This is a genomic window from uncultured Sphingorhabdus sp. (assembly GCF_937872355.1).
GTDB lineage: Bacteria > Pseudomonadota > Alphaproteobacteria > Sphingomonadales > Sphingomonadaceae > Sphingorhabdus_B.
The window spans coordinates 25,420-32,054 of sequence record NZ_CALMSV010000149.1 but is presented as its reverse complement, the minus strand read 5'-3'; the positions used below and the strand labels follow the sequence as shown (position 1 = coordinate 32,054).

5 protein-coding genes, 1 tRNA gene and 1 pseudogene are annotated in these 6,635 nt (G+C 57.0%); 4 read left to right on the top strand and 3 right to left on the bottom strand.

Features of this window, described 5'->3' with window-relative positions; genetic code table 11:
- On the top strand, positions 1-745 hold a 745-nt coding region (locus Q0239_RS09475), incomplete at its 5' end, for a PhoPQ-activated protein PqaA family protein (protein ID WP_298601758.1).
- 202 nt (positions 746-947) lie between these two features.
- Here the strand turns inward: Q0239_RS09475 and Q0239_RS09470 are convergent.
- The 3 genes and pseudogenes from Q0239_RS09470 to Q0239_RS09460 form a co-directional block, all read right to left on the bottom strand.
- Positions 948-1,916 (bottom strand): annotated as a pseudogene (locus Q0239_RS09470) (DUF6538 domain-containing protein); the annotation flags it as partial.
- A 153-nt stretch (positions 1,917-2,069) separates the two neighbouring features.
- A tRNA-Ala gene (locus Q0239_RS09465) sits at positions 2,070-2,145 on the bottom strand.
- Positions 2,146-2,256: 111 nt separating this feature from the next.
- Positions 2,257-2,574, bottom strand: a complete 318-nt coding sequence (locus tag Q0239_RS09460) for a TIGR02300 family protein (RefSeq protein ID WP_298601753.1) — start codon at positions 2,572-2,574, stop codon at positions 2,257-2,259.
- Positions 2,575-2,729: 155 nt separating this feature from the next.
- On the opposite strand from Q0239_RS09460, the gene aroA reads away from it, so the two are divergent.
- The 3 genes from aroA to rpsA all read left to right on the top strand — a co-directional run bounded on the left by aroA (position 2,730) and on the right by rpsA (position 6,618).
- On the top strand, positions 2,730-4,061 hold the full coding sequence (gene aroA / locus Q0239_RS09455; RefSeq protein ID WP_298601750.1) for a 3-phosphoshikimate 1-carboxyvinyltransferase: 1,332 nt from the start codon (positions 2,730-2,732) through the stop codon (positions 4,059-4,061).
- On the top strand, positions 4,058-4,690 hold the full coding sequence (locus Q0239_RS09450) for a d(CMP) kinase (protein WP_298601748.1): 633 nt from the start codon (positions 4,058-4,060) through the stop codon (positions 4,688-4,690). The genes aroA and Q0239_RS09450 overlap by 4 nt, the downstream gene beginning before the upstream one ends.
- A 221-nt stretch (positions 4,691-4,911) precedes the next feature.
- The gene (gene rpsA, locus Q0239_RS09445; RefSeq protein WP_298601745.1) at positions 4,912-6,618 is read left to right on the top strand and encodes a 30S ribosomal protein S1; all 1,707 of its coding nucleotides are present in this window, start codon (positions 4,912-4,914) and stop codon (positions 6,616-6,618) included.
- Positions 6,619-6,635 lie beyond the last annotated feature (17 nt).

The following is a 6,635-nucleotide window of genomic DNA, read 5'->3' as shown; positions in this document are numbered from 1 at the left end:
GGGGGCAGCCGTCAGCCTCGCTACCGGGGTAGATCCCGATCGGGTGGCCGGCATCATGTCGGCCTGCTACACTGGCGGGAACACTCTGTACGGCGTCGCGAAGCAGTTCGCTGAATTCGGGCCATCGGTGCGGGGACCGGAAAACAATCGCACCGGCCCGGGACACATGTCAGCCGAGGAGTTGCTGCACACGATCAATAACCCCTTCGGCCTAGAGATCATCAAGCGATTCGACCCCTATATTTGGCGCGATCAGATCAAGGCCAAATATTTCGTTGTGCTGGGCACCAACGACCAGTTCTTTGCGCTCGGTGCGGCCGACAGCATGATGCAGGAACTGCAAGGTGACAAGGCATTCGTCGCTCTCGACAACGTTAGGCACACCTGGGTGTCGCCCAAGCACCTGGCGGCATGGCGCATGTGGCTGGCGCATACTTTTCTGGATCGACCAATCTCCAAGATAACTGCCAAGGGCACAGAGGAGTCCGGCCAGTTGCGCGTATCGGCAACGCTGACCTCGGCACCACCACCGGTGGCAGTGAAGCTTTATTATTCCTACAACAGGTACAACCGTGATTGGCGCGCTGCCAAATGGGAATCGGTACCGATGGTTAGCGACAGTGGCTCGTGGCGGGCCAGCCTGCCAACCAAGGATGGCCACAAGCTGGCCTATTATGTTGAAGTGGAAGATTCCGGCGCGGGTGGCGCCGGTTATGTCAGTTCATTGGTCGAGATACACGAGTAGGACGTGAACGGTGCCATCGGACCAAATGCATCTGGGGTCCGATTGAAGGAGCTTTCCAGCGATTGTGTTGGGTTCGGGCCATTAAGCTCTGCCGCTCTACCGGAGCGGTAGAGCGATTGGTCTCGTAAATCTGTTGGTCGAACAGAGTGTTCAATCCAATGGACACAAATGAAGCGCTGTCGATGTACAAGTGAAAATGGCATTAGGAGACATTCGCAACATTGCAGACTGGTGAGCAGTTGCTCCAATCGCGACATTCGTTTCGACTGGATTCGTCAGCGCCGAGTCCAATGCTTTTCGTGCGCAAAGTGGACTGCCACGCGCAAGAAGGCGCAGAGCGTGTTTCAGTTCTTTCCGAGAGACGCCAAATCAACTTGGCAAGACCGCACGGGTCGTTAATAGTGGTTATCTGACTAAATGAAGCAGAAACTTGGCGCTCATCGTGGTCATCGGGGTAATCGTCGATTTCTGCGACCGCGTACTCAGGGCCTACAATTTCAATTATAGTTTCCACGGCGGATTTGACTTTATCGAGCCGCTTCAGGCCTACCGAATTTATCGTGTTCCGGTCCTGTGTCTCGGCCAAAAAATCTGCGCATAGCGATCCAAATGTAATAACCTTTGCCTGTGGGCCAAACAGAGCATCTATGAACTTACGGTCATACTGATCCTGCAACCTGAAAAGCTTACGCTTATTCAGTTCGACCAACGCTCGTTGTAGATACCCAGAAAGTTTTGGTGTGCTTTCGTCTGCGAATGCCCCCGGAGCTTTATCACCAAGCCTATTCTTCAACCATTGTTCAAGCTGGGCGCGGCGTGGATCGTTTAGGTTTAGCAGAATCTGCAGCTCTTCCTCGACTTCCCTGATCAGCTCCCTACGCTCCATTTCGTTCAACGGAGGATCATTCTGCAATCTTTTGATCGCATCGCTGTCTAGCTCAGCCACCAGATTTCGAATGTGCTCGAGCGTGTTATCCCACGACACCGTGGCAGTTGAACCCGGCAAACCCTCAGACTTAGAAATTCCAGCTTTAAGGAGGCTTTCGAACAACGCGTCGTACTCGACGTCTTTGATTGATCGAAGTTGCTTAGCTTTCGAGAGACTGGAAGTTTTAAGCGAAACTTTTATCAGTTTGCGACCGTATGCAGCTACCGCATTATTGGGCACCCGACGGAAATAGTACTAGGTCTTTCCGCGAAGAATTAATCGGTGGGTCTGCGCCATAGCCGCCATGCCTTTGTATACCACTAATGTATACCATCGCCAAAAGCTAACTATCTGGTAGAAATAATGTTTTTTAGGAACAACGCTTTAACAAAGCGTTGGTGGAGCCTAGGGGAGTCGAACCCCTGACCTCTACACTGCCAGTGTAGCGCTCTACCAGCTGAGCTAAGGCCCCGAACGCCGCGATTTAGGGCGGCTATGTAATTCAGAGGCGCGCCTTTAGCCGCACTGCCCCTGCCATTGCAAGCGGGAAAATAGCAGAGCCACCTTCCCGCTTGTTCAATCCTTATTGCTCGTCGCCGTCGCCGTCTGTGCCGGCAACGCCAAGGTCATCATCGCCGCCCAGATCGACATCATTGTCAGGCGAGACATCGCCGTCGACCGCATCGACATCGATGTCGAGATCATCGTCGCCAAGATCGGCATCATCCTGCTTCTTCTCTACTTCTTCGAAGGGCAGCGGTTGCTTTGATTTCAGCACCGGTTCAGGCGTCCACTGGTTGCCGCATTCAATGCATTCAACCGGCTCGTCCTTGGTCAGATCGTAGAATCGCGTGCCGCATTTCGGGCAAGTGCGCTTGGTTCCCCATTCAGCCTTCACCATGGTGGGCCTGTAATCCTTTCAAAATTGCGTGAAATGCGGGCTCGCGGAAGAGACTCGCTGCAAACAGGCGCCGCCCTTGCCACAGCGGAACGCCCCTGTCAAAAATTAGTGTAAGCGTTGACTTGCGGGCAGTGTGAAAGCAAAGCACCTCACCTATGCACAGCGCCCAGCCACGCCCCGTCTCTTTCGCCGCTCGCGGTCCGCTTCGCGGCACGGTGAAGGTGCCCGGCGACAAGTCGATTAGCCACCGTTCGTTGATGCTGTCCGCACTTGCCATAGGCGAGAGCCGCGTATCCGGCTTGCTGGAGGGTGAGGATGTACTGGCGACTGCCGCCGCAATGCGCGCCATGGGCGCGACCATCGAACGCACCGACGATGGCGAATGGCGTATCAACGGTGTCGGTGTTGGCGGATTGCTACAACCGCAGAACGCACTGGACATGGGCAATAGCGGCACTTCGACGCGATTACTGATGGGCTTGGTGGCGAGCCACGAGATTAGCGCAACCTTCATCGGCGACGCCAGCTTGTCGAAACGCCCGATGGGCCGGGTGATTGATCCACTGTCTCTGACAGGTGCAGAGTTCAACGCCAGCCCGGGCGGTCGCTTGCCATTGATGGTGCGGGGGATGTGTCCTGCCGTACCAATCAGCTATCGCCTGCCCGTCGCTTCGGCCCAAGTGAAATCGGCCGTGCTCCTTGCGGGACTCAATACGCCGGGTATTACTGAAGTGATCGAACCAGTGCCAACACGCGACCATAGCGAACGGATGCTGGCAGGCTTTGGCGCCGGCTTGACAGTTGAAGCCGATGGGCAAGGCACTCGCCACATCCGCCTCATCGGCGAGGCTGAATTGAAACCGCAGACCATCGAAGTTCCGGGTGACCCATCTTCTGCGGCATTTCCAATCGTCGCCGCACTCGTTACCCCGGGCAGCGAAGTCACCGTAACCCATGTCGGCATGAACCCGACCCGCACCGGCATATACAAAATGCTGGAGGCGATGGGCGCGGATCTCACATATTCTAACGAGCGCGTTGTTGGTGGCGAACCGGTTGCAGATATCACAGCGCGCCATTCGGCATTGAAGGGCATCGAAGCCCCCCCCGACGTCGCACCAAGCATGATCGATGAGTTTCCGGTGTTTTTCGTCGCGGCCAGCATGGCTGAGGGACGCACGACAACGAGCGGCCTCGACGAACTGCGCGTCAAGGAAAGCGACCGGTTGGCACTGATGGCGGCAGGTGTGGTCGCCGGAGGAGCGCGCGTTGAGGAACGCGAAGACGGCCTTGTGATTGATGGCAACGGCGGCGATCCGCTCGCAGGCGGCGCGACTGTCGCCAGCGCGCTGGATCATCGGATTGCCATGAGCTTTGCGGTCGCCGGACAGAATGTACGCGCGGCAGTGACCGTTGACGATGTTTCACCGATCGCGACCAGCTTTCCGACTTTTGAGGCAATGCTGACCGGGCTTGCTGGCGCATGATTATCGCAGTCGACGGACCTACCGCGTCGGGCAAAGGAACAATATCGAAGGCTCTTGCTGCGCATTATGGTCTGCCCTGGCTCGACACCGGACTGCTCTATCGCGCAGTAGGCCGGCAAGTAGCGTTGAATGGTGGCAATGCCGACAATTCAGCAGACGCATTTGCTGCATGCGACTTCCCCGACGAATTGCTTGATGACCCTGTGCTGCGCGACGAGGCGACCGGCGGGCTGGCCAGCCGCGTATCGGTCCATCCGGAGGTGCGCGCAGCGCTTAACAAACGCCAGGTCGATTTTGCCAACCAGACCGGCGGCGCGGTGCTCGATGGACGCGACATCGGAACGGTGATCGCGCCGCATGCCGATGTGAAACTCTTCGTCACTGCCTCTGCCGAAATCCGGGCCGAGCGCCGCTTCAAGGAAATGCAGAGGCGTGGACAGGTTGTCGATTATGAAACTATCCTCGCAGATATCCGCGCCCGCGACAAACGCGACAGCGAACGCGCCGATGCCCCGCTGAAAGCTGCAGAAGACGCGCACTTGCTTGATACCGGCAATTTGACTATAGGCGCGGCCGTTCAAAGGGCGATTGCGCTGGTGGACGCGAAGATAGAGAATCGGCCCGTATAGAGGCCGACCAAGCTAGCATTATTTTTCGGGTATGCGGCAAGACGCCACTGGGCGTAACTTGCACCGCATTGTCCTGTTTGTGTTGGTATCTATCAAATCGCTGAAATCAAAGCAAAAGTTTGGAGAATGCCTTTGCAGCATGGGGCTGCCGGGGCAGTCTGGTCAAAGACCATCGGAACCAACCGATTGGCCGGATAAAGCGTAAACAAGGAACTCTAACCATGGCAACTTCGCCTAACCCTACCCGCAACGATTTTGAAGCGTTGCTCAACGAATCACTCGGTGGTGCAGAAGGCGGCTTTGAAGGCCGCGTCGTCAAAGGCACCGTAACCGCAATCGAAAACGACTTCGCGATGATCGACGTCGGCCTCAAGAGCGAAGGCCGCGTAGCCCTGCGCGAATTCTCGATGCCCGGCCAGAAAGCTGACCTCAACGTCGGTGACGAAGTCGAAGTCTATGTCGATCGCGTCGAAAACATGAACGGTGAAGCCGTGCTGTCGCGCGATCGCGCACGCCGTGAAGCCGCTTGGGACAAGCTGGAAGGCGAGTTCGCCGCTGGCAACCGCGTCGATGGCGTTATCTTTGGCCGCGTGAAGGGCGGCTTCACTGTCGACCTCGGCGGCGCCGTTGCGTTCCTTCCTGGCTCGCAGGTTGATGTTCGCCCCGTGCGCGACGTTGGCCCCCTGATGGACATTGCACAGCCCTTCCAGATCCTGAAGATGGACCGTCGCCGTGGCAATATCGTCGTTTCGCGTCGCGCCATCCTCGAAGAAACCCGTGCTGAACAGCGTTCGGGCCTGATCCAGAACCTGACCGAAGGCCAGATCATCGAAGGCGTTGTCAAGAACATCACCGATTATGGTGCGTTCGTTGATCTGGGCGGCATCGATGGCCTGCTGCACGTCACCGACATCAGCTACAAGCGCATCAACCACCCGTCGGAAATGATCAACATTGGCGACACGGTGAAGGTGCAGATCGTCCGCATCAACCGCGATACACAGCGCATCAGCCTCGGCATGAAGCAGCTGGAATCGGATCCGTGGGAAGGTGCCGTTGCGAAATATCCGGTCGGCGCACGTTTGCATGGCGCCGTCACCAACATCACCGAATATGGTGCCTTTATCGAACTCGAAGCCGGCATCGAAGGTCTGGTCCACGTTTCGGAAATGTCCTGGACCAAGAAGAACGTGCATCCCGGCAAGATCGTTTCGACCAGCCAGGAAGTCGACGTTGTCGTTCTCGACGTTGATCTGGAAAAGCGTCGCATCAGCCTTGGCCTTAAGCAAGCCCAAGCCAATCCTTGGGAAGCCTTTGCTGAGAAGCACCCGGTTGGTTCGACCGTCGAAGGCGAAGTCAAGAACGCGACCGAATTCGGCCTGTTCATCGGCCTCGATGGCGATGTCGACGGCATGGTCCACATGTCGGATATCGCATGGGGCATTTCGGGCGAAGACGCGCTGCACCTTCACCGCAAGGGTGAAATGGTCAAGGCAGTCGTTCTCGACATCGATGCCGAAAAAGAACGCATCAGCCTTGGCATCAAGCAGCTTGAAAAGGGTGCACCGACCGCCGGTGGTGCCGTTTCGTCGAGCGGCCTGAAGAAGGGTGCGACCGTTACCGTTACCGTTCTCGAAGTCCGCGATGGTGGGCTCGAAGTGCAGGCTGGCGAAGACGGTGCGACCGGCTTCATCAAGCGTGCCGATCTTGGCCGTGACCGCGACGAACAGCGCCCTGACCGCTTCCAGGTTGGCCAGAAGTTCGATGCGATGATCACTGGTTTCGATCGCTCGAAAAAGCCGAACTTCTCGATCAAGGCGCTTCAGCTGGCCGAAGAAAAGCAGGCTGTCGAGCAATATGGTTCGTCGGATTCGGGCGCTTCGCTCGGCGACATTCTGGGCGAAGCTCTGAAGAGCGCCAAGAAGTAAGACCTATCCAAGGTTCT

What these genes read in the sequence shown, in the direction of transcription:
- Q0239_RS09460 (WP_298601753.1), bottom strand. Translation starts at nt 2,574, where the DNA reads ATGGTGAAGGCTGAATGGGGAACCAAGCGCACTTGCCCGAAATGCGGC.
- aroA (WP_298601750.1), top strand. Translation starts at nt 2,730, where the DNA reads ATGCACAGCGCCCAGCCACGCCCCGTCTCTTTCGCCGCTCGCGGTCCG.
- Q0239_RS09450 (WP_298601748.1), top strand. Translation starts at nt 4,058, where the DNA reads ATGATTATCGCAGTCGACGGACCTACCGCGTCGGGCAAAGGAACAATA.
- rpsA (WP_298601745.1), top strand. Translation starts at nt 4,912, where the DNA reads ATGGCAACTTCGCCTAACCCTACCCGCAACGATTTTGAAGCGTTGCTC.